We start from the raw sequence: 25,826 nt of genomic DNA, 5'->3' as shown, positions 1-25,826 counted from the left end.
AGTCGCCACTAACCGGATTCGCCTCGTTTCGGACCTTCGCATTTGTTACCGAATTTGCCCCGCTGGGGACGTCCGAGCTATGTCGTTTAGATTGCGATAAAACTCTCGAGAGCTAATTTAAGAACATGTTGCAACAGGTAACGGCCGCTCTTAAAAAATTACTTCTTCTCAGGAAAAACTAAGCCTTTCAGTCGTTCAATAACGCCTACGTTCTTCTCGTCCCGAATGAAATCAAAAAGTGCTTCAGCTGGCAAGGCCTCTCTATGATTTCCATTTAGCGTTGTGGAGGCGTTGAAGGCTACCGCCTCAACCGCCTTAGCTATAAGTTCTTTCTTCAGCGAATCGACATCCGGAACCTGAAGGGCGTCCAGCTGTCTTTTGTAGCTCTCATAAGATTTTGCTAGTGCTTCCTTATGAGCATATTCTTGCTGAAGTCGTTCGTACTGGCTTCGTCGCATTGAAGCAAAAATAGCCAGCCAAACTAGGGGTGCGACGAATGGAATTTTAGCAAGAGAAAATCGGAGTAACTCGTCGTAGGTCTTGATCGGTGTGAACGAAACCGACAGCGGCCATATCGCGAAGTTCTCAACAGAGAATAACATTGCAACAACTGGAATTGCGATAACCGCAGCAAAAAAAAACCTTGTATTCGTTTTGATCTTAGTACTGAAGGAACGTGTAAGTGCCCGATAAGCTGTCGCAAGACCTGCGCTGGTAGCGCCTGGCAATAGAGTCTCAATCCGCGTATACATTGCGTTATATTTTTCTGACTGAGTGCTTTCAAATAAGCCCAACTGCTTAGTACGCTGATCTAACTCCAACTTCAATCCACTGATAGGGTTGCCGGTCGCATCGAATTCACCAAATATTTGGGTATAGAAAACGTCCAACTCGTTGACTTTTCCTTGATTTAGCAAAAGCGTCTTCTGGATTGTCTCAACATCGCGATTGATCGCATTGACCACTTGATCTACTGCAGACTTAATTGACGGTTGATCGCTCTCAAGAAAGAGTCGTCGATGATACGACTGAATCTCGCCCTCTGCCGCTTGCACTTTGCTGCGCAGTGATTCAATTTCTGCTGCCGCCGACGGCTGTTCGCCAGTACCTTCCAGGAGCACAACCCTTAATGCCCGAATCTCATCAGCTCTGTCTCGCGCAAATTGTGCGCTTTCCTTCAGTGAGTATAATTCTGTTCGGGAGGCATCGCCAATTTTTGCAGCCATCACAGATACCGCCCTTAGATGCGACTCAACCTGCTGTTGATAGGCAAGCAAGGCGGCGTTTGCCGCCTTCGCCGCATCTGATGGGGTGACCATATATGGCTTAACGTAACTTAACAAATTATCAGCGTTGGCATTCGCATTATTGATATGGCCGATATCGCGATTACTTATATAGGCTCGGACCTGTTGCAGACACCCCTCTGCTTGTCCGACAAAGTTGCTCCACGTTGACGGAGGTACCAATTCAGGATCAACCGCTTCTATTACAGTATCTAAATATGCTATGACTTTTCGCAGGCGCGCGACTTCCTGAGTATTCGTCGCTATAGTCATGTCGTCAACAGTCAATTTAGGTACCTCGGACTTAAGGGCCTCCCAATGGGACTGAAAAGGGTGATTGCGAAATTCATCGTCCCAGCGTGACATTTTTTTCCTTAAATTTTTGGGATGAAAACTCTAAAATTTTATCTTCCAATCTACGCTTTAAATCTTAGGTGCAACATAGTTAGATTGTTAGATATGCAGAATTTCAACCGTCCGTTTATGGCCGGGTGCGGTCGGTTCACGCTTCATAGCCAATGCGCTTTTGCGTGCGCCGAGCCCAGTACGTCCCGAACATCAAAATCGGAGTCTGCATCAAACCTACCATAACAAACATCCCAAGAGTGAGAAGCTGGATGCCTTCTGACGTCAAGGCTGTCAGAACAACCTTGCTGACTAGATAGGCCACCGTGCTGGCAGGTAAGCAAAGCACGAAAGGGCGCCATTTCCGAGTGACAAACCTGCCTAGCGCGTACCCTACCGCAAAGGCGAACAATAACGAAATCAAATCAGTCTCCACTCTCTCTTAAATCTTCTATAGTGTCGGTTCTGGCCGAATATGGGCGTCGCGAAACCCACTCTAAGTTGCCGGGGCATGCACATCGAACAGACCGACGCGCCCGTGCTCAATGACAATCGCCAACTCGCTCCCTAAGCACCCCGTATTGCGCATCCAGCATCAGCTGGTTCGGATCATGCCCCGCGCGCGGCACCAGCACGAACTCCTTATTCGGCGCCTCGATGAAGTCGAAATAGCGCTTGCTCGGCTCCGGCATCGTCAGGAGATCCTCCTGGCCCTGCATCATGTAGAAAGGCACGCCGAATTTCGGTCCCAGTTTATAGAGATCGATCTTCGAGGCGATCCCGTCGCCCTTCATGCCGACGTATTGCAGCCAGGAGTAGTCCTCGCCCGCCGTGTAGTCGGCCTCCGCCTTGGCGGTCGTGTACTCCGGCGAGAAAACCCACCACGTTTTCGGCGCCGGCTCGGTGCGCAGCGCTTCCTGCTTGCGCATCACGCGGCGCAGGATGCCGAGGTTGCGGGGATTGGTCCATGGCGGCGGCCCCAGCGCTTCGAGCTTGGCCACCGAGTCGGCGTCGTTGGCGGCGCGCGCCAGCGCCAGCGTAGCTTGGTAGCTGGCGCGCTCGCCGGACCGGTTCACCACCTGTCCGGTGCTGACGTAGGCACAAAACACCTCTGGATGGGACTTGGCCATGTACGTCCCGATCACCGAGCCCCACGATCCTCCCATCAGGATCACCTTTTGCTTGCCGAAGCGCTTGGCCGCATACCGCGCGACCTCGACGCCATCGTCGCGCAGACGCTCTGGCACCAACGGCTCATCGTCCGTCACGGGATTGCGGCCGAAGGTCATGCCGGCGCCACGCTGGTCCCATTGGACCACGGTGTAGTCTTTTTCCCAGGCTTTGAAGAGGTTGTCGGCGAAAGGGGTGTTAGGGTTGCCGGGACCGCCGTGGACGATCACAACGACAGGCTTGGCGCAGCTGGCGCCCTTGATCCGCACCCATTGTTCTATGCCACCAATGCGAACAAAACCTTTTTCGTCGACGGCTTTCCCGACTGCGGTGCAGACGGTGCCGGGCAGAGGGCCGAACGCGGGCGCGTCGGCGCTTGTGCCGGCCGCGTCCCCAGCCGTCTGGCCGAGAACGAGCAAGAGTAGAGACGTTAGCACCGTCGAACCAGCTGGCATCACTTATCCATTCAATCGAGCGACGACCATTCGGGCAAACGGTGCTTGCGCCGGCCATGGGCGTAGTAGAGCGACATGCACAGGCCGAAGCATAGCCCCGCCGCAGCGGCGATCCAGAGCGCGGCGTTAAAGGCGACGCCTTGCCGCGACCACACTGTCAGCCACATGACGACGCCCCAAGCGCCGCCGAACCACAGGGACGCAAACAGGGTTATCTTCCAAAACGGCACAAAGTGCGGTGGCGGAATCTTGAACCCGAGTTTCCATAAGGCCCGCAATATCGGCGGCTCGTAGTTGCTGGGCCACATGGCGGTTGCTTTCAACAGTTCCAGCGCTTTCGCGCGGCGGGATTCAAAGCTCATTTGGAAAGCAATCTTGTTCAGATGAAAAACTATACCCGATCAGATCGCCCCCAATATACGCACTTTGTAACAACTACCGATTCCAGACACCTACTCCTCTGCGCTCTGGCGCTCTAGCCACGCCTCGAACAGCGCGCGGTTCTCCGGCTGGGTGAGCGGGTACAGCCCGGTGATGCTGGCGCCGCCGCGCACCCGCTCCAGCACAAAGTCTTCGTACCGCTCCATCGGCACGGCGTCGCGCGCAATCTCCTCCGCCAGGTGGGACGGGATACAAACGACGCCGTCGTCGTCGCCGACCATGATGTCGCCCGGGTAGACCGCCACCCCGCCGCAGCCGATGGGGGCGTTCAGGTCGAGCGCGTGGTGCCGAATCAGGTTGGTCGGCGCCGACGGCCCCGAGCACCAGGCCGGAATCTCCAGTTTTGCGATGCCGGTGGCGTCGCGCAGGCCGCCGTCGGCGACGATGCCGGCCACGCCGCGCACCTGCATGCGGGTTGCCAGGATGCTGCCGGCCGCGGCCACCGTGACATCGCCCCGGCAATCCATCACCAGCACCGCACCGGCCGGGATTTCCTCGACCGCCACCCGCTGCGGATGGCGCGGGTCGAGAAAGGCGTCAAGCCCGTCGAGATCCTCGCGCGCCGGAATGTAGCGCAAGGTGAACGCCGGACCGGCCAGGCGCTGCCCCGGCTTCAACGGCCGCGCGCCCTGGATGAACACGTTACGGAATCCGCGCTTGTACAGCAGCGTCGTGATGGTGGAGGTGGCGATGGTTTTCAACGTCGCCAGCGTTTGTGGGGAGACTGTGGTGGTCATGGCTGCACTCCCTGGCGTTCGAAGATGGTTTGGCTGAAGCGGATATGGCTGCTGTCGATGTGATTCTGACGGTAGTATTCGTCCCATTTTTCCGGGCTGCTGGTGTGCTCCCCGGTGACCGGGTCGCGCGCCTGCAGATAGTCACCGAACTTGAAGTAGATCTTGCGCGTGTCCGGCCGGATGCGTGTGAGCGGGGTCTTCAAGGTACCGCCGTTGGCCGTGCGGGCGATGACTTGCGTCTCGCCGGCATTTAGCACGATATCGAGGTCGAAGCTCTCGCCGGAGCGCACCGTGCCCAGCGCGGTCGTCGCTTCCTTGCCGTCGACGCCGAGAATGCGCACCAGGATGTCGAACACGCCGTTGCCGCTCTTGCCGTCGAGTCCCTGCTTGTCTGCGGTGTCCTGCACGTACACCTTGAGTATCGTGTCCAGTCCCTCCACGTGGTACTGCGCGACGATGGTCTTGGCGACGTTCGGCAAAGTGGCCGTGATGCGGGCCGCGAAGTGTTCGCGCGTGTCGGCTAAACTCAGGCGCTCGCGATCGGTGACCTTCAATTCGTTGCGATAGCCATGGCCGTTGGGCGAGGCGTATTTCGAGTTGAGAGCGCTGAAGTTCAGCGTGCCCGTATACGGCGACGGATAAGGCGAATTACCCTCGAGCGCGAACAGGCGTTGCAACGTGGCTTCCGGCGTGAACCCTTGCGCGCCGGCCGGCGACAGCGCGGCTGCGAGCAAGGCTACTGCGGTGTATCGGATGGCGGCGATCATTTCAACATCTCCTTGAGCATAGGTTGCATGGCGTCGGCACACAATTGGTAACCGGCAGGTCCGGGGTGCAGCTGGTCGGGCATGATGGCCGACGGAATGCGGCCGTCCTTGTCCGTAAAGACGGAATTAATATTCAGGAAGCGGATCGTCTTGCCATCGTCCAGCGCGGCCAGATCACGGTTGACGGCGTCGATGGTTTGCATCCGCTTGGCCGCCTCGGCAACGCTCTTTTCAGTCACCGGCGAGCCGTCGCGCTCGCGCGGGCCGCGCGGGAAGATACCCAGCACCAGGATCTTCGTCTCCGGCAGCTTGGCGCGTATCATGCCGACGATCTTACGGTCGGCGGCGGCGATTTCCTCGGCCGTGTAATCGAGGCTGTTATTGGTCCCTAGCATCAGCACCGTGACCTTGGGCGATAGCCCATCCAGTTCGCCGTGCTCGATGCGCCAGATGACGTGCTGCGTGCGATCGCCGCCGATGCCGAAGTTGGCCGGCTGGTAAGCGCCGTAGTACTTCTCCCATATTTCCGGCGCAATGCGCCAGCGCTCGGTGATGGAGTCGCCCAGGAACAGCAGACCGACCGGCCCGCTTTTGCCGCGCGCGAGGATGGCTTCGTGCTTCTTGAGGAACACGCCATTGTCCTGTTTCTCAACGGCTTCCGAGGCGCTGACCTTGGCGCCGGCGGCGTGCGCGCCGACCTGCCCTACCGTCAACAGCGCGGCCAGCAGCAATCTGATGTAAATCGATTTTTTCATGCATGTCTCCGGGTTAGTGTTTCGGCTGTACGCGGACCACGGGACCGCCCAGCCAGATCGAGAGGAAAACCAGCGGCAGCAGCATCGCGCCGAGAATGAAAAACGGGGTGTAGTCGCCACCGGTCGTCAACACCGGCACCAGCTGCATGCAGATGATCACGCCCAGCACCGCCGAGGTGCCGCTCAAGCCGGCCAGGGAGCCGACCGTCTTGCCCGAGAAGAAATCACTCGGCAAGGTCTGGATGTTGGTGATGGCGGCCTGGAAGCCGAACAGGATCACGCCGATCGACAGCACCGCCAGCAGCGGCGTCTCGGCGGCCGCGCTGAACAACAACGCCGGCAGCATGATCACCAGCCCCAGGCCGATGACGAACTTGCGCGCGCGGTTGACACTCCAGCCGCGCGCCAGCAGGTGCCCGCAGAACCAGCCGCCGGACAAGGCGCCGACCGCCGCGCCCACATACGGCACCCAGGCGAACATGCCGATTTCCTTGACGTCGAAGTGGAAACGCTCGTTCAGGTACAGCGGCAGCCAGCTGACGAACAGCCACCACACCGGATCGATGAAAAAGCGCGCGGCGATCACGCTCCAGCTCTGGCGATGGCGCAGCAGCTGGCGCAGGGTCGGCACATAGTCGTCCTGCGCGGCCGCTGTGCCGGGGCGCTGGCCGGTGAGGATGTACTCGCGCTCCTCGGCGCTGACCCACGGATGCGTGCCGGGACCGGACTTGTAGACGATCAGCCACGGTACGATCCACAAAAAGCCCAGTGAACCGATCAGCAGAAAGGTGGTTTTCCAGCCCACATAAGCGTACAGGAAGGCCACCAGCGGCGGCGCGATGACCGATCCCAGCGAGGCGCCGGCGCCGAAGATGCCCTGCCCCAGCGCCCGCTCGCGCACCGGGAACCATTCGGCGATGGCCTTGGTGGCGCCGGGCCAGTTGCCCGCCTCGCCCACGCCCAGCAGCACGCGGAACAGGCCGAACGTCATCGCCGAGCGGGCCACGAAGTGCAGCGCGATGGCGCCGGACCATACGAGGATCGACAGCAGGAAGCCGATCCGGGTGCCCAGCGCGTCGAACAGTTTGCCGAACAGCGACTGGCCGATGGCGTAGCCGATCAGGAACACGGTGACGATGTTGGCGTAGTCGCGTTTGTCCATGCCCAGCTCGGACGCGATGCCGGGCCACATCACCGCCAGCGCCGAGCGGTCGATGTAGTTGATGATGGTGGCGATGGCGACCAGGGTAATGACCAGCCAGCGCAAACCTTTGATTGTTGTCATGCGATTGTCTCCATTATTTTTTATGTCAGCGCCTGTCAGGCTGCCGCGAGTTGGACGCGCGTCGGCAAGCCTTCGCAGTCGCCGCGAAACTGCACCACCCGCGCGCCGATGGCGTTGCCGCGCGCGGCCGCCTGGTGCAGCGGCAAACCGTCGAGCAGCGCGCTGATGACGCCGACTGCGAAGCCGTCGCCTGCGCCGACCGTATCGACCACCGTGCGCACCGGGCAGCCGGGAACAGTGTCGGCGCGCCCGTTCGCGTCGGCGGCGTAAGCGCCCTCCGGCCCGAGCTTGACCACCACCTGCCGTGCGCCCCGTTCCAGGTAGTAGGCGGCAATTTCGACGGCGTCCTGCCGGCCCGTCAGCAGCCGGCCCTCGGCCAGGCCCGGCATCACCACGTCGGCCTGGCTGGCGAGCGCGTTGACGGTGGCGACCATCTCCGCCTGCGAGCGCCACAGGCGCGGCCGCAGGTTGGGGTCGAAGCAGACCAGGCGCCCGTCGGCGCGCGCCTGCCTTGCCATGGCCAACACCAGCTCGCGGCAGCCGGCCGACAGCGCCGGCGATATCCCGGTAAGGTGCAGCACGCGAGCCTGCTGGAAGTCGTCGCCCTGCTCCGGCATGTCCAAAGTCGACAGGCGGCTGGCGGCCGACCCGCGCCGGAAGTACTCGACCTGCGGATCGGCGCCGTCCTCCGCCATCTGCTTGAGCATGAAGCCGGTGGGGCTGTCTTCATCCATGCGCAGGTGGCGCAGATCCAGCCCCTCGGCCTCCATGAACGCGCGCAAGTGGCGTCCCAGGCTGTCCTGCCCCAGCCGGCTCAGATATCCGACCTTGAAGCCCAGCCGGCTCAGCCCCACCGCCACATTCAACTCGGCGCCGGCGGTGGCACGTTCGAACTCGCGCACCGCCTCCAGCGGGCCGGGCTCGCGGGCGATCATCAGGGCCATCGCTTCGCCCACCGTTACGACATCGGGGATTCCCATGCGCAGCCTCTTCAGAACGTCAGGGTGGTGGTCAGGGTGGCGTCTTTGGCGGCCGGCAGCGACAGCTTCAGCACCGTGCCGCGTTCCTCCCTCGGCCCCTTGTCGACATTGCCCGGCGGCCCCGCCGCCACCAGCACGCCAGGCGCGATCTCGGCGCGCGCCGTGGTCGTCGCCACGGCGACCTTCAGCGACTTGGGCTTGCCCGCCACGACGAAACTGCGCGCACCGGTCTTGGCGATGTCGCGGTCGCCGTGCACCAGCGCCGTCAGCACCACCGGTTTGCTGGCGCGCAGCGTGTCGGTCACGGTCCAGACGCCACCCGCGTAGCTGAAGCGGCGCTCCAGTTTCTCCACGCCGAGTTCCGGCCGGTAGGCGCCGGCCAGTTGGGCGACGATGTCGGCGCGGCCGCGCTCCAGCTTTGCGTTGACAATTTGGATGGCGTCGAGGCGCGCGTACGGGTAGCCACGGAAGGCGTCATGCCCGCCGCCTTCGTTGGCCTGGCCCTGGCCGTCGATCAGCAAGGTGTTGCTCAGGTCGCTCTTGGGGATGCCCGCATAGCCCATCGGCCCGGTCAGGTAGGTGCCGCCGCCGTACAGAATGAAGCTGCCGGCGTCCGGATGCGCGTGACCCATCTCCAGATGCCAGTCCGGCAGCTTGTCGAGAATGGCGGCGACATGGTGGCCCTCCGGCGGTCCCGCGCGGAAGGCGAAGGCGGTGGCCTTCGGCGTCCAGTCGCTGCGCCAGTAGACCGTGCCCAGGTCGTCGAAGTGATGGTGCGGCGTCAGTGCCGACATCGGCGACGACTTCAGCGCCGGATCTCGCCAAAGCAAGGTCCAAAAGTCTTCGGCGCAAACGTGGCCCAGCGATGCCATCCAGTCGGCCACGCCTTGCGCCTCGGAGCTCTTGAAGCGCGCGGCCAGCCGGTATAGCAGGTTGTAGTTCGAATTGAGCTTGCCGCCCGGGTGCGTGCGGGCCGGCTCCTCGCCTACGCGCGAGCGGGTGATGGCGCCTTCGAAGGCGTCGCCGAAGTCGTAGATGTCCTGGCCGTTGGGCGTGATCGAATGGGCCATATACAAGTACGCCTTGCTCAGGGCCGGCGTGTCGTACATATCGTCGCCGGCGGCGTGGGCGAAGGCGTCAAGCGCGTGGATAATCCACGGCATCGAGAAGATCCAGTACTCCACGCCCTCGTAGAAATAGCCGTCCGGCGACGCCACTTCCAGCACCCGGCTGAAGATGGCGCGCGACAGCGCCGCCCAATTGGCCGCTTCCGGCGTGTCGTCCCAGACCGCGTAGGCGGCCACCGCCAGCCCGGCGATCGGGATGAAGCAGTGGTTTTGGCTGTATGAATACGATTTGCCTGGCTTGGGCGTGAAGTGTTTGGCGAGGATGGTCGCCTGGCGTATGAGTTTGTCGCGATAGCGTTTGCGTTCTTCTTCCGTCAGCGCGTCGTACAGCAGGTCGTAGCCGGCGCCCAGGCCGTACAGCAGATGGCCGGCGGCGAGGTCGATATCCGGCTTGCTGTAGGTGTAGCCCCATACCTCGTAGCTGACCGCCGCGTCCATGTAGCGCTTGGCCGCCTCCAGGTATTTGGCGTCACCCTCGATCTGGTAGGCCAGCGCGGCGCCGATGATGCCGATGGCGGTGTTGTTCTGGGCGCGCCGTTTTTGCGCCGGCGCGGCGGCCGGCGCGGTGCGCAGCGCGGTCAGGCCGGCCAGCGCCTGCTGCCACTTGTCGCGCCCCTCGCCTTGCGCGCGCTGGCGCAACGCGTCCAGGCCGGCCTTGGTGGTGTAGACGCGCGGATGGACGCCGCGCAGTTCGGCGCGCAACGCCGCCGGATGCGCCTTCATCAGCGTTTCCAGCGGATGCGGACCGGCGCCCGCCTTGCCCTGCATGGTGCCCAGCGATTCGAGCGCGTCCTGCGCCAGCGCGTCCGTCAACGAAAACGCGGGCAAAGAGAGGGCCGCGGCGCCGAGGAAGCGGCGCCGTGAAAGGGTTTGGTTCATCGATTGCTCCGAAAGGAATCAGTAGAGGCCCAGGCCACCGTTGACCTGGACGATTTCGCCAGCCAGGAAGGCGGCGCGCTCGGACGCCAGGAACACGACCACGTTGGCCACGTCCTCGGGCGCGCCTTCGCGGCGGGCCGGCGTGCGCTCGGCGATGGCCTGACGGTTGGCCGGAGTGTTAAACGTGTCGTGGAAGCGCGTGGCGATCAACCCCGGCGAGACGCCGTTGACGCGCACGCCCGCCGGGCCGACCTCCTTGGCCAGCGCGCGCGTGAAGGTGGCGACGGCCGCCTTGGACGCGGCGTAGTGCGCCGAACCGGGACCGCCGCCGTCGAACGCGGCCAGCGACGACATGGTGATGATCGCGCCCCGCCCGCGCGGCTCCATGCGCTTGACCGCCGCCTGGCAGATCAGGAAGGTGCTGGTGAGGTTGAGGTTCATGGCCTCGTTCCACAAGGTCAGCGGCATGTCCGCCACGCGGCAGCGCTGGATCAAGCCGCCGATGTTGGCGAACAGGATGTCGACCTCGCCGATGGCGCCTTCGGCTTCGGCGAACACGCGTTCGGCGATGGCGCCGTCGGTCAGGTCGGCCTTGATCGCCTGGGCCTGGCGGCCGAGGGCGCGGATTTGCGCGACGACTTCCTGTGCTTCGTCGGCGCTGCTCCAATAGGTCAGCACGACGTCGGCGCCGGCCTGCGCCAGCGCCAGCGAGCTGGCTTTACCAATGCCCGAGGCGCCGCCCATGACGAGAGCGCGTTTTCCGATAAGTTCCATGGCGATGTTCTTTCTAATGAGTGGTTGGGGAGTGAATTATTTGGGTGGCGCCGCCGTCGACGCCCGGACGATCAGCTCCGGCGCGAACAACTCGCCGCCGACGCCGGCCGCGCCCGGCGCCAGGATGCGCTGGACGGCGGCGTCGGCCATGGCTTGTATCGGCTGGCGCAACGTCGTCAATGGCGGGTCGTTGGCGGCGGAGAAGAAAATATCGTCGATGCCGATCAGCGAAAAATCCTGCGGCAGCCGCTTGCCCAGCTGTTTGAGGCCGATGCCGATCCCGATCGCCATCATGTCGTTGATGGCGATGGCCGCCGTCGGCTTGCTGCGCGCGGCCAGCAACAGCGACGCCGCGCTGCGTCCCAGCTCGAACAGCCGGGTGTCGCCGTGCAGGTCGGCCGGGGCGTCGGTGGCGTCGGCGATCACCAGCTCGCCGCTGATGCCGGCCGCCGCCACCGCCTGCTCGAAGCCCTTGACACGGTCCTGGCGATTCAGGGTGTATGGCGGAGGCGTCACCAGCGCGATGGCGCGGTGGCCCAGCGCCACCAGATGCTCGACCGCCATGGTGGTGGCGGCGACGTTGTCGACCGAGATCGTGGTGATGCGCTCATGGCTGTCGTCGGAGCGCTTGATGTCGAACGCCACCACCGGGCAGCGCGCCGTCATGCCGACCAGGTGGCCGGTGTCGTTGAGCGCGGAGCCGGTGATGATGCCCTGCGCGCCGTAGGCCAGCAGATCGGCCATGACGGCGCGCTCGCGCTCCGGATCGCGGAAGGTGCTGAAGGTCATCACGTGGCACTGGTGGCGCGCGGCGGCCGTCTCCACCGCGCAGGCCAGCGAACCGAAGAACTGATTGGCCAGCGACGGCACCAGCAGTCCGACCATGGAGGCGACCCCGGTCTTCAACTGGCGCGCGGCGTTGTTGGGCCGGTAGCCCAGCTGCTCGATCGCCTGCTGGATCTTGCGCTGGGTATCGGGCCGCATCTGCCCCATACGGTTGTTCAGGAAATTCGAGACGCTGGTGGTCGATACGCCGGCCAGTCTCGCTACGTCCTGAATCTTGGATTCGCTCATGATGTCCTTGTGAAGTGTTATGCGTTCAGAACGCCACATCCAGACGGATGGTGGCGTAGCGGAACGCGTCGCGGGCCGGCTTCCAGCCATAGGACCGGATGTCGGGGCCGCCGCCGGCCCGCTTGAAGTTGAGGAAGGAACCGCTGCTGCCCGATTCGTAATGGTGGTCGAACAGGTTTTTCACGCCGATCGACAGTTTATAGAGGCCTTTGACGTCCTTGAACGAGGCGCCGAGGTCGAAAATACCATAACCGGGCCGCACCAGCGACGGGTCCTGGCTGATCGCGCCCTGCACCGTCGACTGCGTGCGCCACTGGGCGTTGATCGCGGCCACCACCGGCAAGCCGGCCAGGCGCGGCAGCGTGTATTCGCCGCCCAGGTTGAGTTTCCACTTGGGCGCGTTCGGCATCATGCCGCCGCTGGCGTCGCGCAGGAAGGAGCCGGGCACCAGCTCGTTGGGCACGGTGCAATCGGTGGCGCCGCTGTAGCACGGCCCCTGGTTCCAGTCGCGCACCACGGCGCGCGTGTAGGCCATGCTGGCGTTGAGCAGCAGCGAGCGCGTCGCCAGCACCGTGGCGTCGGCCTCGAAGCCGCGCGTTTGCAGCGATGGAATGCTGTACAACACGCTGGCCTGGCTGCCGTCGGTGAAGCGCTCGGTGGCCGAGGTCTGGTAGTCGCGGAAGCGGGTCTGGAAAATGGCCGCGTTGAAGGTGGCGCGGTTGTTCCACAGGTTGGCCTTGAAGCCGGCCTCGAAACTGGTGGCCTTCTCCGGCGCCAGCGGCAGGCGGGAAAACACGTTGACGTTGTTGGCGCCGCTGGTCATGTCGTAGGCAACGCCCTTGTGGCCGGTGGAGGTGGTGCCGTACACCATCATCTCGTCGTTCAGATGGTAGGTGTAGCCGAGTTTTCCGGTGACGGCGTTTTCCTTGTTTTGCGGCGCGATGTACAGGTGCTCGCCGGTGTGCACGTTGTCCGGCGCGCTCGACGACAGGCTGTCGACGGTGTGGAACAGGTAGTCGTTGGCCTCGCGGTTGAAGCGCAAGCCGGCGCTCAGGCTCTGCTTCGGCGCGAAATCCCAATTGGTGTTGGCATAGATCGCGTGCGTCAGGCTGCCCGAGTTGGTGTCGTAGTTGGTGTAATTGGTTTCCTTGACGAAGGCGTTGCCGCGCAGGTAGGTGCGATACAGCGAATTGCGCGCGATCCATACGCCGACCAGGTAGCGGAAGTCGCCGCCATCCGGCGACGTCAGGCGGAACTCCTGGGTCGACGTTTTGCTGGCGATGGTGCCGTTGATCATCGGCGGCTCGGCGATGCCGGACGGCTTGCCGCTGGCGTCGACCTGGTAGAAGGTGGAGATCAGGTCGATGTTGTCGTTGTCGCGGAAGTCGTCGGACAGGTTGTTGTCGACCGACGTGATCGACGTCAGCGCGTGGCCGGCCAGCGGCGAGCTGTCCGGGAAGGCGTAGTTGACGCGCACGCCGATGGCGCGATCGGTCGCGTCCAGACCGGTCGGCGAGTCGTTGCGGATCTGGCGGTTCCAGCGGCTGACGTTTATGCCGCGCAGAATTTCGGTGTTCGACAGCGCTGTGTATTTGCGGTTGTACAGATAACCGACGCCCTCGCCGATCGACGTGATGGCTTCCGTGTTGCCGGTCGCGCGGGAGTGGTCGTAACGCGGCGTGATCAATACGTCGAGGTCCGGCGAGATCTTCCACTGCAGCTTGGCCATGAAGGTCTTGCCGCCGGAACCGTTTTGCATCGAGTCATTGGTCAGGTTGTGCAGCAAGCCGGGAAAGTTGGTCTTGCTGGCGTAGAGGCGCAGGCCGACCGTGTCCGACAGGCGGCCGCTGAGCGAGGCCGAGGCGCGGTATTCCTGGTCGCTGGTGTGATAGAGACTTACCTTGGTCTGCATCGGGCCTGCGCCGATCGGCTTGGTCGTCATCACCACCGCGCCGGCGATCGCGCTCTTGCCAAACAAGGTGCTTTGCGGGCCCTTGAGCACTTCGACGCGGGCCATGTCGGACATGTCGCGGAACGCTTGCTGGGTTTGCGCGTAAGGGATGTCGTCGACCATGATGGCGACGTCGCCCTCGATGCCGAGGTTGTTCGAGGTGGTGCCGATGCCGCGCATGTTGATGCTGTTGGTGCCGACCTGGGTGCCGACCGACATCGACAGCGCGGGCGACAGGTTGATGATGTCGACCAGTTCGCGCACGTTGTTGCGCTGCATGTATTCCTCGCCCAGCACCGAGATCGAGGCGGGCACGTCTTCGAGTTTTTCGACGCGGCGGTTGGCGGTCACGACCACCGATTCCAGTTTGGGCTGGGCGGGGGTGTCCGCGCTGGCTTGGCCGGCGGCTTGTTGCGCCTGCGCGGGCAAGGCGCCGATCCACAGCAGCGCCACGGCTGCGGCGATCGGGGTGGGCCGGCAGCGCGTCGCGCCGGGCATGGTTGTTCCAGTCATCATTGTCTCCGTATCTTATATTTATCTTCTTGGTACTGCAACGGTTTACTGTAACGTTACAGTAAACCGCTAAAAAATAGGGGGCGAACCCCGTTGCATGCTTGCTGCCAATATTTCTAAATCACGTAGGGCGGATTAGGCGAAGCCGTAATCCGCCGTGAGCCGTCGATGGCGCATGCATGGCGGATTACGCTGCGCTAATCCGCCCTACGTGTCTTTCAGTGAATACTGTATCGATTTACTGTAACGATGCAGTAAGAATAAACGAACGGGCGGCGATGTCAACATTTTTTTTGCCGAGCGTGTGCTCGGCGCTCGCTATCGCGACCCGATCGGCTTGGACAAGTCGCGTCCGTACCATTCGACAATGCGCTGGTACTCGGGCCACATGTTGCCGGCGGCCGCGCCGGCGGGCAGCAGATTGTGGCCGGCGTTGGGGATGCGGCGCAGCGTTACATCGTGGCCGGCGCCCAGGAGTTCGGCGGCCATCGCCTCGCCCGACAGGATCGGCACGCTGGTGTCCTTCATGCCGCCGACGATGTAGACCCGCGCCTGCGATTTCAACAGCGATTGCGTCGACGACGCGCGGAAGAAACTGCTCCAGCGCTTGTACGGGTGGCCCCAGGCCAGCATTTTGGCGTTATCCGGATCGGCGGCGATTTTCTGGCGCGTCGCCTCCAGTTCATCCAGGCGCAGCTTGATTTGCTCGTCGCCGCCACCGGCGGCGTAGGCGCCGGCGACGAAGTCGTAGTACTGCGACGGGCCGCTGCCTGAGACGATGGCGACGTCGGTCACGCGGCCCTCTTTTTCGGCCAGGCCGGCGGCGGCGGTGGCGCCTTCCGACGCGCCCAGCACCAGCGACGAGCCGGCGCGCACCCACGGCTGCTGCGCGGCGTGGTCGTAGGCGCGTCCCAGGTCGCGCACCCAGTTCTCCAGGGTGAAGTAGTCATTGAATTCGGTCGGACAGGCGATGATGCCGCCGCCGTTCGGCGCATCCTTCGGCGCGTACGGCTTGTTGACGACCATGACCGCGTATTTGCCCTGCTGCGCCAGATCGATGTAGCCGAACACGTTGGACGAACGGCGCGAGGTATCCAGGCCGCTGAACACCGGCGCGCAGCCGGAGCCCTGGATCAGCAGCACCAGCGGCGCCGGTTCCTTGGTCTTGGAGATGAAGTACTCGACATCGGGCGCGCCCTCCTGGCTCAAACGGTAGCCCACCACCTCGGTCGTGCCGACCGTGAAGCTGCCGGTTTCCGTCACCTCGGCGGCGCCGGCCACCGCCGATACCAACCATGCTCCCAACAATAACGCTGTCCTCATCCAACTCTCCTATAACGTCAGCGGCAAGCTGCGCAAGCGCTTGCCGGTTAATTTGAATACGGCGTTGGCCACCGCCGGCGCGATCGGCGGCGTGGCCGGCTCGCCCATGCCTTCGGGATGCTCCGCACTCGGCATGATAATCGTTTCGACGACCGGAGCCTGGTTCATTCGTGCGACCGGGTAGTCGTGGAAGTTGGTTTGTTCGACCTTGCCGTCCTTGATCGTGACCGCGCCGTACAGCGCCGCCGACAGGCCGAACACCACGCCCGATTCGGCCTGCTGGGCGATGATGTTGGGGTTGACGGCGATGCCGCAGTCGATCGCGCACACCACGCGGTGCACGCGGATCTCCGTGCCCTCGACCGACACCTCGGCCACCTGGGCGACGATGGTGCCGAACGACTGGTGCAGCGCCACGCCGTGCGCGCGGCCCTCGGGCGCGGCGCCGGCCCGGGCCACGGCGGCGTCGAGCACCGCCAGGTGGCGCGGGTGGCGCTTCAACAGGCCGCGCCGGAACGCGACGCCGTCCTTGCCGGCGGCGTGCGCCAGTTCGTCGATGAAGCTCTCTTTGAAAAAGGCGTTGTGCGAGTGGCCGACCGAGCGCCAGTACCCCAGCGGCACCGGGCTGTCGACGATCACGTGGCGGATGCGCTGGTTGACGAACTCGTACTGCATATCGAATTCGCCTTCGGCGGTGGTTTTGTCCGGGCCACCGGCCGGCAGGCCCAGGTTGCGCTTGAAGAACTGGTGCGACACCGAGCCGCTGGCCGATTTATTATCGTAGCCGAGCACATTGCCCGCCGCGTCCAGGGTGGCGACAAAGCGCGCCAGCGCGGCCGGCCGATAGACGTCGTGCGTGGTGTCGTCCTCGCGCGACCAGATCATCTGCACCGGCGCGCCGCCGCACTGGCGCGCCACCGCCACGCACTGCGCGACCATGTCGACGTCGAGCCGGCGTCCGAAGCCGCCGCCCAGCATCGTCACTTGCAGCACCACGTCCTCCACTTCCACGCCGCCGGCGGTGGCCGCCGCCCGCACCGCGAAGCCCGGCGACTGCGTCGGCGCCCACACGTACACCTTGCCGTCCTTGATCTGCGCGGTGCAGTTGACCGGCTCCATGGCGGCATGCGCCAGGTACGGGGCGCGGTACTCGGCGCTGATGGTCCTGGCGATGCCGGCAACCTGCCCTTCGACGGCGTCCATGTCGCCGCTCTGGTGGTAGGCGTAGCCGGATTCCTTGTCCAGCAGGGCCGCGAATTGGGCGTAGACGCCGGCGCTGGACAGGCCCGCGTTCTGGCCGCCGGCCCAGCGCACCGGCAAGGCTTGTGCCGCCGTCCTGGCTTGCCACCAGGTCTTGGCGACCACCGCAACGCCGGCGCCAGCGCCCGCGTGCGGCCCCAACGCGCCGGAAAAATCGACCACGCGCAGCACGCCGGGCATGGTCAGCACGGCGTTTGTGTCGACACCGGCGACGGCGCCGCCGATCACCGGCGACATGCGCACGGCGGCGTACAACAGGCCTTCGGGGCGCACGTCGATGCCGAACACCGCGCGTCCGTTGACCTTCGCAGGGGTATCGCGGCGCGGTTGCGGGCGGCCGATCAGGCGGAATTCCTGCGGCGTCTTGAGGCGCACCTCGCCGGGCCGCGAGGTGGCTGCGGCGGCGGCCAGCGTGCCGTAAGCCACGCGCCGGCCATCGGTGTGCACCACGTGGCCGTCCTCGGTGCGGCAGTCGGCCGCGCGCGCCTTCCACAGGTCGGCGGCGGCGGCCACCAGCATCGCGCGCGCGGTGGCGCCGGCCTCGCGCATCGGTCCCCAGGCGTCCTTGACGCTCGACGAACCGCCGGTGATGATGAGGCCAAGCTCGCGCGCGACCTTGCCGACGGTCCATTGCGCGACCGCCTTCAGGCGGCCGTCGTCGTCGGGGTGGAACGGCAGGCCGTCGCGCAGCATGGCGACGTTGCCGAAAATTTTATCCATCGGCGCCTGCACCAGGCGGATGGCCGACAGCGGCACGTCCATCTCCTCGGCCACCAGCATCGGCAGCGCCGTGTGCACGCCCTGCCCCATTTCGCTGCGCGGCATGGCGACGGTCACCGTGCCGTCCGGCGCCAGCCCCACCCAGCCGTTGAGCGCCAGCGCGCCGCCCGTCAGCGGCAGCGGATGCGCGCTGTCGAGGCGCTGGCGCGCCGGCAGCACGCCCCAGCCGACCACCAGCGCGCCGGCAGCGGCCACGCCGCCGAACAGGAAGCGGCGGCGCGAACTTTTTCTATCTCCATGCATTGGAGGTCTCCGATTTTATGGGCGCCAGCGCGCCAGCATGTCGGCGGCGGCCAGCGGCTTGCTGTAGAAGTAGCCCTGGGCCAGGTGGCAGCCGTGGCGCAGCAGGAAGGCGGCCTGCTCCTCGGTCTCCACGCCCTCGGCGATGACCGACAAATTCATGCTCTTGCCCAGCTGGATGATGGCGATGGCGATCGCCTCGTCGTTGGCGTCGGTCGAGATGTCCTTGATGAAGGAGCGGTCGATCTTGAGCGTCTGCACCGGCAGCTGCTTCAGGTAAGCCAGCGACGAGTAGCCGGTGCCGAAATCGTCGATCGCCAGGCCGACGCCGATCGAGTGCAGGTCGTTGATGAAGACCATGGCGTCGCCGGTGTTCATGATCACCGATTCGGTCACTTCCAGTTGCAGGCGCTGGGGTTCGAGTCCCGTCTCGCGCAGGATGTCGGCCACCATGTTGACGATGCTGCCACGCTCGAACTGCTTGGCCGACAGGTTGACGGCGATCTTGGGCACGTGCAGCCCGGCCGCCTGCCAGCGCACCATCTGCCGGCAGGCCTCCTCCAGCACCCACTTGCCCAGCTGGTTGATGAAGCCCGTGTCCTCGGCCAGCGGAATGAAGCGGATCGGCGGGATCAGGCCCAGCTCCGGATGGTTCCAGCGCACCAGCGCCTCGACACCGATCAGGCGCCCGCTGTCGATCTCCACCTGCGGTTGATAATTGAGGAAGACCTCGTCCTTTTCGATCGAGCGGCGCAGGAAGGTCTCCAGGCGCAGGCGCTCGACGCCCTCGCCCGTCATCGACGGCGCGTAGAAGCTGTAGCCGTTGCGCCCGCGCGCCTTGGCCTGGTACATCGCCACGTCGGCGTTGCGGATCAGCATATTGAGGTCGGTGGCGTCGTCCGGGAACAGGCTGATGCCCACGCTGCAGGTGACGAACAGTTCGTGGCCGGCCACCATGAACGGCTGGTCGAACATCTGCACCAGCTTTTCGGCCACCTGGCTGGCGCCGAACTGGTTGTCGATATCCTCGAGCAGCACGATGAATTCGTCGCCGCCCAGGCGCGCCAGGGTGTCGCCCTCGCGCAGGCGCTCGAGCAGCGCGTTGGCGACCTGCTTGAGCAGCTCGTCGCCGATGTGGTGGCCGAGGGTGTCGTTGACGTTCTTGAAGCGATCGAGGTCGATGAACAATAGCGCCAGCTGCTCGCCGTCGCGCGCCGCGCGCAGCAGCGCGTGCTGCAGGCGGTCGTGGAACAGCAGCCGGTTCGGCAGCGCCGTCAGCGGGTCGTGGTGGGCCAGGTGGTCGAGCTTTTCCTGCGATTCCTTGGCCTTCGTGATGTCGCTGAAGACGCCGACGTAGTGCGTGCCCACGCCACGGCTGTCGCGCACCGCGCTCACCGTCAGCCATTCGAGGTACATCTCGCCGTTCTTGCGCCGGCTCCACAACTCGCCGCGCCAGAAGCCGGTGTCGACCTGTTCCTGCCACATGGCGTCGTAGAACTGCTGCTCGTGGCGGCCCGAGCGCGTCAAGGTGTAGTGCCGGCCCAGCGCCTCGGCCTCGGAATAGCCGGTGATCTGGCTGAAGGCCGGGTTGATGGCGACGATCGTGCCGTCCCTGTCGAGCACCACCACGCCGTCGGCGATGTGCTCGATGACGGTGGCCGACAGGCGCAGCTTTTCCTCGGCCTCCTTGCGGGCGCTGATGTCGGCGTAGACCCAGATGCTGCCCTCGTTGGCGCGGTGCTTGTCGAGCGCGTAGCCGCTGACCATGCACCAGAAGGTGGAGCCGTCCGGGCGCCGGTAGTTGCGCTCCTCGTTGAAGTAATCGCCCTCGGCCAGCGACGGGTACTGGCGCGCGCCGGCCGCCTCGTACTCAAACGGGTCGGGGAACAGGATGGCCGTCGAGGCGCCCGTCATCGCGCCCGGCTCGTAGCCGAACAACTCCTCGCAGCGGCGGTTGACCGAGACGATGTGCCGGTTGCGCACGAACATGACGCCGAACATGACGTTGTCGAGGATGGCGCTCTGCTCGGCCAGCAGGCCCTCGATGCGCATCTCGTTGTGCTTGCGCTGGCTGATGTCGGCGATGATGCCGTCGACCCACGGCGAGCTGCCGTCGGCGCCGCGCGGCTGCGGCTGGCCGTTCTCGGCCAGCCAGCGCTCGGTGCCGGCGGCGTCGACGATGCGGTATTCGATCTCGTACGGCAGGCCGTCGCCGAGCGCCTGGGCGACCGCGCGGCGGTGGCGCTTGCGGTCCTGCGGCGCGATCAGGTTGGTCCAGGCGTCGGTGTTGCCCAGCATGAACTGGGCGGCCGGATAGCCGGAGATGTCCTCGATGGCGTCCGAGACGAAATCGATCGGCCCGTCCGGACGGAAGCGGAACACCGCGCCGGGCACCTGCGTGACGATGGTGCGGAAGCGCTCCTCGCGCTGGCCGACGTCCTCGAACAGGCGCTTGATGGCCACGCGCATCTGCTCGAGCTGCTGGGCCAGGCGGCCCAGCTCGTCGCTGCCGGCCAGGTCGAGCCGGGTCTCGAAGTCGCCGCGCGAGAGGCGGTCGGAAAAGCGCATCAGCTTGCGCAGCGGCTTGATCAGGCGCGAATTGAGGAACAGCACGATCAGCAGCAGCGACACGGTCAGCTGCGCGGCCAGCACGAACACATAGGACCATTGCTTTTCGCGCAATTCCTGCTGGCTGCGGGCGTCGTCCATTTCGACCATGATGCGGCCGATCTTTTCGCCGCGCACCAGGATCTCGCGTTCGGCGCGATAGACGTTGCCGGTCGCCTGGCGCGGCGAGCGCACGTGCATGAACTGGGCGTCGGCCTGGCCGACCACCTGCACCTGCAGCACCGAGCGGTCGCGCATGACCGATTCGACCAGCGAATGGGCCGATTCCGAATTCATGTTCCACAACGATTCCTGCATGCCCAGCGCCAGGATGTCGGCGTTGCGCTGGAGCGACTCGTCGAGCGCCACGCGGGCCGACTGCTGCTCGTGCACGCCGATGAGCAAATAACTGCCGATGATGGCCGGGATCACCAGGCCGCCAAACACGACCAGCAGCAGGGCGCCGTAGATCGACAGCCCGTACAGCGCCCCCAGCCTGGTTCGCAGACGGTGAATCACGCTAGTCCTCACGCTAGTCATCGAGGGGCGAACAAAATCGCGGCAGGGGGAAAGGTCGCATCGTCGTCGGGGTCGTGTCACAAAATTACTTAGTGGAATTATGCACGGAAAATTGCCCTGCAAGTCACACGCCAAGCAAAAAACCTCGGGGCGGGCTATTATCGCGGCTCAATTTCCACATAGACTTCACCCAGACCTCCAATTAGATCGCCAAATAGGACCACGCCATGACCACTTTTTCCATGTATTCCGCCTCGATTCCTGTGTTCAAGCAGATTCTCAACAGCCTGCTGGCCATCCTGGACAAGGCCGAAGCCCATGCCACCGAGAAAAAGATCGAGCCGGCCGCGCTGCTGCAGTTCCGTCTGTTCCCGGACATGCTGCCGTTCACGCGCCAGATCCAGATCGCCTGCGACTTCGCCAAGGGCGCCGCCGCGCGCCTGGGCGGCCTGGACGTGCCGTCGTACGAAGACACCGAAGTGAGCTTCGCCGACCTGAAGGCGCGCATCGTCAAGACGCTCGCTTACATCGATAGCGTGCCGCAGGCCTCGATCGAGGGCAGCGAGGAGCGCGCCATCACCACCGGCAGCGGCGAGAAGACCAAGCATTTCACCGGCCAGACGTATTTGTTCCACTACGCGCTGCCGCACTTCTTCTTCCACGCCACCACCGCCTACGACATCCTGCGCCACAACGGCATCGAGATCGGCAAGAAGAACTTCATCGGTACGTATTGATACAGGCCCGGGAATCCGGCGTCGTCTGAACCACGTAGGGCGGATTAGCGTAGCGTAATCCGCCATGCATGCGCCGTCGGCGGCTCACAGATGGCGAATTACGGCGTTCCGCCTAATCCGCCCTACGTGTTTGCCGTGACCATCGCAATCGTGGCCGTTATTTATTCCGGCGCGGGTAGCCCTGCGCCAGGATGCGCTGCCAGACCACTTCCTTCTGCTCGGCGCTCATCGACACCCAGTGCGCCACCTCCACCACGCTGCGTCCGCAGCCGCGGCAGATCTCGTCGAAGGTGGTCGAGCACACGGCCACGCACGGCGTGTCCGGCCGCACCGGAGGCTCGCCCTTGCCTTCGCTCATCCCTTCACCTGCAGCAACTTGTCCCAGGCGTCGTGCCCAAGCGCGCGCAAGGTGGCGATGTTCTTTTCGAAAATGTCAGATGCCTCCGGGAACGCTTCGACCGCGCGCTCGACGCTGTCCTCGCGCAGCAGGTGCAAGGTCGGGTACGGCGAGCGGTTGGTGTAGTTTTCGATGTCGTTCTTGTGCGTGTCGGCGAACTGGTAGTCGGGGTGGAAGCTGGCCACCTGCAGCTCGCCGTCGAGCTGCATATCCTCCAGCGCGGCGTCGGCGACGTCGAGGAACTCGTTGTAGTCCTCGAAGTCGGCCAGCACGTGCGGGTGGATCAGCAAGGTCGTGTCGACTTTTTCCGGGTCGGCTTCGGCCAGGTATTCCAGCTCTTCCATCAGCTTTTCCAGCAATGCCTCCGGCGTGTCGGCGTCCGACACCACGTAACGGATCTGGCCCTTGACGTGGACGGCCTTGGCGAACGGGCACAGGTTCAGGCCGATGACGGCCTTTTCCAGCCAGTCGACGGTGTTGGCGACGACGGCGTCGTGATCGGTGGCGTGACTACTCATGATGCGATTCCTTGAAGACGCTCTTAAAGGCGGAATTGTACGCATTCTTTGCGCCATCTCATACTCCGCGCATTTTGCGGCCATCTTCTGCTTATCTGCCGGGAACTATTGCACAAAATAAAGGTCACATGCCTGACATAATCCTTGACTCATCAAGTTGAGCTTCGTACACTCCACGTTTATTCATGGTCGGTTCGATGTTTCACAGTCGACAACAATGGAAAACTATGCATCCTCGAATTCTTAAACGCGCCGCGCTGTCGGCGCCCCTGATGGCCTCGCTGGCCGCCACCGTCGCGCTGCTGGCGCCGGGCGCCAGCCACGCCTACGACGAGGCGGCCAGCCTGCCGCCGTCCGCGCCAGTCCCGCTTGCCGCCCTGCCGAAGTCCCCCGCCCTCGACCTGTCCTCCCTGAAAATCAACAAGCCGGCCAAAGCGGCCGACGACGATGCGTTCCGCGAGAAGGACGTGTGGGGCCGCATCCGCAGCGGCTACGCCATTCCGGACATTAACAACGAACTGGTGGCCAAGCACACCAAGTGGTACACGGCCCGTCCCGACCACATGGCCATCACCACCGGGCGCGCCTCGCGCTACCTGTTCCACGTGGTCACAGAGCTGGAAAAGCGCGGCATGCCGACCGAGCTGGCGTTGCTGCCGTTCATCGAGTCGGCCTTCAACCCGGAGGCGCTGTCGCACGCCAACGCCGCCGGCATGTGGCAGTTCGTGCCCGGCACCGGCCGCGACTTCAACCTCAAGCAGGACGCCTTCAAGGACGAGCGCCGCGGCATCCTGGCCTCGACCGACGCCGCGCTGACCTACCTGCAGCGCCTGTACGACATGTTCGGCGACTGGCAACTGGCGCTGGCCGCCTATAACTGGGGCGAAGGTTCGGTGCAGCGCGCCATCGCCAAAAACCAGGCCGCCGGCAAGCCGACGGACTTCCAGAGCCTGTCGGAGCTGATGCCGACCGAGACGCGCGAGTACGTGCCAAAGTTGCAAGCGGTCAAAAACATCATCGGCAACCCGACCCAGTTCGGCGTGAGCCTGCCGCCGGTCGACAACACGCCGTATTTCACCGCCGTCGACAAGACCAGCGACATCGATCTGACCATCGCCGCCCACCTGGCCGAGCTGTCGGTGGCCGAGTTCAAGGCGCTCAACCCGCAGTTCAAGCGCCCGGTCATCACCGGCGACGAGCAGACCAAGATCCTGTTGCCCAAGGAAAACGCCGCCAAGTTCCAGCTGAACCTGGCGCAATGGGGCAAGGACCTGTCGACCTGGACCACGCACAAGATCACCAGCGCGCGCGAAAGCATCGGCGCGCTGGCGTCGCGCTTCCACACCACGCCGGACGTGATCCGCCAGGCCAACAACATCCCGCAGCGCTCCATGCTCAAGGCCGGTTCGACCATCCTGGTGCCCAAGGTGTCGACCTCGGCCTACCTGGACATCGCGCCGGAGGTGGCCGACAACGCCACCATGGCCTTCGAGGCCGAGCGCGCCGTCTCCAAGTCGGGCTACAAGCGCGCCGGCGCCACCAAGGCCAGCAAGGGCGGTCCCGTCTCGCTGGTCAAGGCGCGCGTGCCGCGCGACGCCGCCAAGGGCAAATCGGTCCGCAAAACCAGCAATTAGGAACTAAACCCGGCCAGCATTCACCGCGATGCCGGCTTCGCCACATAGGGGTCGTACCCCCAGGGGTCGACGGGGGCGCCGAGCCCCCGCACGGTCCTGCGGGTTTCGGGCGGCGGCGATCAAAGGTTGCAGTCGCGGCGCACTCGTCCTACAATCTCGCACTTGCGTGGCAGGCGAACGGCCTCACACCCTAAAAACAACCCCTACTGACGTCGTCCCGCCCGCTGTCCGAGCCGGCGCCGGCGCGCAGTCGCAATCGGAGTCAACATGGCGTTCTTGCAAGGCAAAAAAATCCTCATCACCGGTTTGCTGTCGAACCGTTCCATCGCCTACGGCATCGCCAAGGCTTGCCACCGCGAGGGCGCCGAACTGGCGTTCACCTACGTCGGCGAACGTTTTAAAGACCGCATCACCGAGTTCGCCGCCGAATTCGACAGCACCCTGGTATTCGACTGCGACGTCTCGAGCGACGAGCAGATCGCCGCCGTGTTCGCCGACCTGGGCCAGCACTGGCCGCAGCTCGACGGCCTGGTGCACGCAATCGGCTTCGCCCCGCGCGAGGCGATCGCCGGCGACTTCCTCGACGGCCTGACGCGCGAGAACTTCCGCATCGCCCACGACATCTCGGCCTACAGCTTCCCGGCCATGGCCAAGGCGGCGCTGCCGCTGCTCAAGGAAGGCTCGTCGCTGCTGACCCTGTCGTACCTGGGCGCCGTGCGCGCCATTCCGTACTACAACACCATGGGCCTGGCCAAGGCGTCGCTGGAGGCGTCGGTGCGCTACCTGGCCGAGAACCTGGGCAAGCACGGCATCCGCGCCAACGGCATTTCGGCCGGCCCGATCAAGACCTTGGCCGCGTCCGGCATCAAGGACTTCGGCAAGCTGCTCGGCTTCGCCTCGTCGCACGCGCCGCTGCGCCGCAACGTCACCATCGAGGAAGTGGGCAACACCGCCGCCTTCATGCTGTCGGACTTGGCCTCGGGCATCACCGGCGAGATCACCTACGTCGACGGCGGCTTCTCGCACGTGATGGGCCTGAACGCGGAAGATTACCTGTAACCCTTCCCGCAGCCCCCCCGCCACCGAACGCCCCGCATGCGGGGCGTTTTCACGTCCGCAGCCCGCCGCCGTTAACGTTTCCGACAACATTTAGATGTCATCGCGCAACAATTGATGCAATCAGGATGCAAGCTGCTATGGTTCGCGGCCGTTTGTTGCTATTGTCTTTCCCACCAGAACAATTCATCCATTTTCACAGAACCGGCGCGGCCA

Annotated in this window: 20 protein-coding genes; 3 read left to right on the top strand and 17 right to left on the bottom strand. The window is 64.2% G+C overall.

The window, feature by feature from the left end:
- Positions 1-158: 158 nt before the first annotated feature.
- The 15 genes from AC0IYS_RS11310 to AC0IYS_RS11240 form a co-directional block, all read right to left on the bottom strand.
- A complete protein-coding gene (locus AC0IYS_RS11310) occupies positions 159-1,652 on the bottom strand; it encodes a hypothetical protein (RefSeq protein WP_471705231.1) in 1,494 nt (497 codons plus the stop codon).
- Between the two features lie 521 nt (positions 1,653-2,173).
- Positions 2,174-3,256, bottom strand: coding sequence for an alpha/beta fold hydrolase (locus tag AC0IYS_RS11305; protein WP_471705230.1), 1,083 nt, complete (start codon positions 3,254-3,256; stop codon positions 2,174-2,176).
- Positions 3,257-3,267: 11 nt separating this feature from the next.
- Entirely contained in the window at positions 3,268-3,618 is a 351-nt protein-coding gene (locus AC0IYS_RS11300; RefSeq protein WP_471705229.1) for a DUF6404 family protein, read from the bottom strand.
- A gap of 90 nt (positions 3,619-3,708) precedes the next feature.
- Positions 3,709-4,434 carry a ribonuclease activity regulator RraA gene (locus AC0IYS_RS11295; RefSeq protein WP_471705228.1) on the bottom strand — a complete coding sequence of 242 codons (726 nt, stop codon included), beginning with the start codon at positions 4,432-4,434 and terminating at the stop codon, positions 3,709-3,711.
- Positions 4,431-5,201, bottom strand: a complete 771-nt coding sequence (locus AC0IYS_RS11290) for a polysaccharide lyase family 7 protein (RefSeq protein WP_471705227.1) — start codon at positions 5,199-5,201, stop codon at positions 4,431-4,433. The genes AC0IYS_RS11295 and AC0IYS_RS11290 overlap by 4 nt, the downstream gene beginning before the upstream one ends.
- The gene (locus tag AC0IYS_RS11285) at positions 5,198-5,956 is read right to left on the bottom strand and encodes a GDSL-type esterase/lipase family protein (protein ID WP_471705226.1); all 759 of its coding nucleotides are present in this window, start codon (positions 5,954-5,956) and stop codon (positions 5,198-5,200) included. Before AC0IYS_RS11285 ends, AC0IYS_RS11290 begins: the two co-directional genes overlap by 4 nt.
- A gap of 13 nt (positions 5,957-5,969) precedes the next feature.
- Positions 5,970-7,241: an MFS transporter gene (locus tag AC0IYS_RS11280; protein WP_471705225.1), complete on the bottom strand. Its 1,272-nt coding sequence runs from the start codon at positions 7,239-7,241 to the stop codon at positions 5,970-5,972.
- A gap of 35 nt (positions 7,242-7,276) precedes the next feature.
- Positions 7,277-8,221 (bottom strand): sugar kinase, encoded by a 945-nt coding sequence (locus tag AC0IYS_RS11275; protein WP_471705224.1) that lies wholly within the window; start codon positions 8,219-8,221, stop codon positions 7,277-7,279.
- A gap of 11 nt (positions 8,222-8,232) precedes the next feature.
- The gene (locus AC0IYS_RS11270) at positions 8,233-10,227 is read right to left on the bottom strand and encodes a DUF4962 domain-containing protein (RefSeq protein ID WP_471705223.1); all 1,995 of its coding nucleotides are present in this window, start codon (positions 10,225-10,227) and stop codon (positions 8,233-8,235) included.
- Between the two features lie 18 nt (positions 10,228-10,245).
- Positions 10,246-11,001 (bottom strand): SDR family NAD(P)-dependent oxidoreductase, encoded by a 756-nt coding sequence (locus tag AC0IYS_RS11265; protein ID WP_471705222.1) that lies wholly within the window; start codon positions 10,999-11,001, stop codon positions 10,246-10,248.
- A 36-nt stretch (positions 11,002-11,037) separates the two neighbouring features.
- Positions 11,038-12,075, bottom strand: coding sequence for a LacI family DNA-binding transcriptional regulator (locus AC0IYS_RS11260; protein ID WP_471705221.1), 1,038 nt, complete (start codon positions 12,073-12,075; stop codon positions 11,038-11,040).
- Positions 12,076-12,100: 25 nt separating this feature from the next.
- Positions 12,101-14,539 (bottom strand): TonB-dependent receptor, encoded by a 2,439-nt coding sequence (locus AC0IYS_RS11255; RefSeq protein WP_471705220.1) that lies wholly within the window; start codon positions 14,537-14,539, stop codon positions 12,101-12,103.
- Positions 14,540-14,857: 318 nt separating this feature from the next.
- Positions 14,858-15,862, bottom strand: coding sequence for an alpha/beta hydrolase family protein (locus AC0IYS_RS11250; protein ID WP_471705219.1), 1,005 nt, complete (start codon positions 15,860-15,862; stop codon positions 14,858-14,860).
- A 9-nt stretch (positions 15,863-15,871) separates the two neighbouring features.
- Positions 15,872-18,145, bottom strand: a complete 2,274-nt coding sequence (locus AC0IYS_RS11245; protein WP_471705218.1) for a xanthine dehydrogenase family protein molybdopterin-binding subunit — start codon at positions 18,143-18,145, stop codon at positions 15,872-15,874.
- Positions 18,146-18,160: 15 nt separating this feature from the next.
- A complete protein-coding gene (locus tag AC0IYS_RS11240) occupies positions 18,161-21,289 on the bottom strand; it encodes a bifunctional diguanylate cyclase/phosphodiesterase (protein ID WP_471705217.1) in 3,129 nt (1,042 codons plus the stop codon).
- A gap of 206 nt (positions 21,290-21,495) precedes the next feature.
- Between AC0IYS_RS11240 and AC0IYS_RS11235 the strand changes: the two genes are divergently transcribed.
- Positions 21,496-22,005 carry a DUF1993 domain-containing protein gene (locus AC0IYS_RS11235; RefSeq protein WP_471705216.1) on the top strand — a complete coding sequence of 170 codons (510 nt, stop codon included), beginning with the start codon at positions 21,496-21,498 and terminating at the stop codon, positions 22,003-22,005.
- A gap of 157 nt (positions 22,006-22,162) precedes the next feature.
- On the opposite strand, the gene AC0IYS_RS11230 is transcribed toward AC0IYS_RS11235, so the two are convergent.
- Both AC0IYS_RS11230 and AC0IYS_RS11225 read right to left on the bottom strand, forming a co-directional pair.
- Complete coding sequence (locus AC0IYS_RS11230; protein WP_471705215.1) at positions 22,163-22,363, bottom strand: DUF1289 domain-containing protein; 201 nt, start codon at positions 22,361-22,363, stop codon at positions 22,163-22,165.
- A complete protein-coding gene (locus tag AC0IYS_RS11225; RefSeq protein WP_471705214.1) occupies positions 22,360-22,920 on the bottom strand; it encodes a DUF1415 domain-containing protein in 561 nt (186 codons plus the stop codon). The genes AC0IYS_RS11230 and AC0IYS_RS11225 overlap by 4 nt, the downstream gene beginning before the upstream one ends.
- A 227-nt stretch (positions 22,921-23,147) precedes the next feature.
- On the opposite strand from AC0IYS_RS11225, the gene AC0IYS_RS11220 reads away from it, so the two are divergent.
- Together AC0IYS_RS11220 and fabI are read left to right on the top strand one after the other, a co-directional pair.
- Positions 23,148-24,554, top strand: a complete 1,407-nt coding sequence (locus tag AC0IYS_RS11220; protein ID WP_471705213.1) for a transglycosylase SLT domain-containing protein — start codon at positions 23,148-23,150, stop codon at positions 24,552-24,554.
- Positions 24,555-24,821: 267 nt separating this feature from the next.
- Entirely contained in the window at positions 24,822-25,613 is a 792-nt protein-coding gene (gene fabI / locus AC0IYS_RS11215) for an enoyl-ACP reductase FabI (protein ID WP_471705212.1), read from the top strand.
- Positions 25,614-25,826 lie beyond the last annotated feature (213 nt).

It is taken from the genome of Duganella sp. AC237, assembly GCF_979254035.1.
This window is presented reverse-complemented; position numbering and strand designations above follow the sequence as displayed.